This window comes from Lishizhenia sp., assembly GCF_057456495.1.
Genome location: NZ_JBVCPV010000299.1, coordinates 1 through 2,111, shown reverse-complemented (window position 1 = coordinate 2,111; position 2,111 = coordinate 1). Strand labels below are relative to the sequence as shown.

Here is a 2,111-nt window from a genome sequence, read left to right as displayed (position 1 = left end):
CCTAAACCATACTTCATAGATGCTGAAGGGTTGTACTTAGAATCCCACCATTTAGAAATGATAGATGCAAACGCAATAATAAAGAAGGAGTTTAAGATAGAGAACCAAGATGCAGGAATACGTACCCAGTCTTCTTTCACTTCTGTAACGGTCGTTGTAATCACTCCGTTATTTACACCTAACTCTTCTCCTCTTTTAATTGCTTCTTCTAGTCTCTTGTCCCCTATGTATGCGAAAGTAGAACCATCATTACTTTCTGTAATCATGTGTAATTCTTCTCCAGCTGGAATTGTTTTATTGGCAATACCGATTACCGTAGATTTTTCAACTATAGGGTTCGTGATTGCTTCAACATTGGTTTGATCGGTAATTGTTTTGTATTCAAATACCAACTCCCCTTTATCGTCTTTCTTTTGCGTGTTTGTTTCTTCGTCCATCACAGCAATCTGCTCCGCCTTGTAAGTAACTTCGTGTGCAACGGTGTTGAAATCTCTAATTAACATCCATCCTACTACAGCCCAAACTCCAGCAAAACAAACAATTAACACCAAGTTAGAACCCAAGATTTTCTTTCCTGTTTTCTTCGCTAACAAGAACAATACGTATGTAATGATTCCTAATGGAACTAAAGTTAAGATAGCGTTTACAACATTAAAAGTAAGTGCTGCACCACCAATTAACTCACGCTGGATATAATCTCTTGCTACAATAATTAAAGAAGATGCACCTTGTTCAAATGACATCCAGAAGAATACTGTGAAGAAGGCAAAAATGATAAAGGCTATCATTCTGTCTCTAACAATTCTAGAATAACGTGCAATACGTGTTCCTACTAATATCAAGAAAGCCAACAAACCGAAAGAAACGGCAACATATTGTCCTTCTAATGCTCCAACCTGACACCAGGCAAATAAGTCAATACCAGCAATCTTAGACATTGGATCATTCAATGCATAACCGATACCAATTAAAACACTTATAACCGTTAATATTTTATCCAATAAGGTAAATGGGTTGGGTTTATCCTCTGCATCATCTTCTCCTTTAGCAACTGTTGCGTGATCATCAATCACCTCTGTTTCTAGTGGAGCATGTGCTAAATCTGCTTCAGTTGACTTTTTAGGTTTACCACCAATTTCTCCAAACAAAGGCTTAGACAACCAGAATTGTAAAGTACCCAATAACATGAACACACCTGCTAAACCAAATCCGTAAGACCAACCAACTTTCTCAGCGATGTAACCACACAATAACATACCGAAGAATGCACCTGCATTTACTCCCATGTAAAATATAGTGTAAGCGCCGTCCTTTTTCTCAGGAACATCTTTATACATCTCAGAAATGATAGAAGTCATGGTAGGCTTAAAGAAACCTGTACCAATAACCAATAATGCCAATCCTAAGTAAAGAGAGAATTCCGTTTCAAACGCCATCGCGGCATGACCTAGCGTCATGATAATAGCACCAATCACAACTGCAACCCTGTACCCTGTAATTTTATCGGCAATAATCCCTCCAATAATAGGAGTAACATAAAGTAACATTGCATAAGTACCGAACAATGCACCTGCATTTTCAGCTGTCCATTCCCAACCTGGGTTGTACCCTATGGCCGCCATGGTTAAGAAGTTGATCAAAAGCACTCGCATTCCGTAGAATGAAAAACGCTCCCACATCTCTGTAAAGAAAAGTACAAATAAGCCCGATGGGTGCCCTAGTACTTTAGAATCAAAAATTGTTGATTTTTCTGTTGACATTGTATTTATAATTAAATGTTGTTATCTAAAACTTCTTGGTCATCCGCATGCATTTCTACTTCGTCATCCTCAGCACCATGAGTTAATTGTTTCAATCTCTTTTTCAAAGCAATGATTAAGAAACCAAAAATCGCACAGAATACTGCAATACCGGTGAAGATTGTGTATTCACCTAAATCTGAAGCAGACTCTCCTAAGAAACCTGCTAGTTTATTTCCAAATCCTGTCATGGCGAAATAAGTACCCATCATAATAGAAGCGTACTTCACCGGAGCCAATTTAGTAATGAAAGATAATGCAACTGGTGAAGCACATAACTCACCAATGGTGTGTAATAGATAAGCAAAAACT

Annotated in this window: 2 protein-coding genes; both read right to left on the bottom strand. The window is 37.9% G+C overall.

The features are described from left to right. Window positions 1–1,760: peptide MFS transporter (locus AC22ZQ_RS14275; protein WP_318959428.1), on the bottom strand; the 1,760-nt coding region annotated here is incomplete at its 3' end. 11 nt (window positions 1,761–1,771) lie between these two features. Next, window positions 1,772–2,111, bottom strand: a 340-nt coding sequence (locus AC22ZQ_RS14270) for a POT-type proton-dependent oligopeptide transporter (protein WP_486756245.1), incomplete at its 5' end; no start/stop codon positions are given.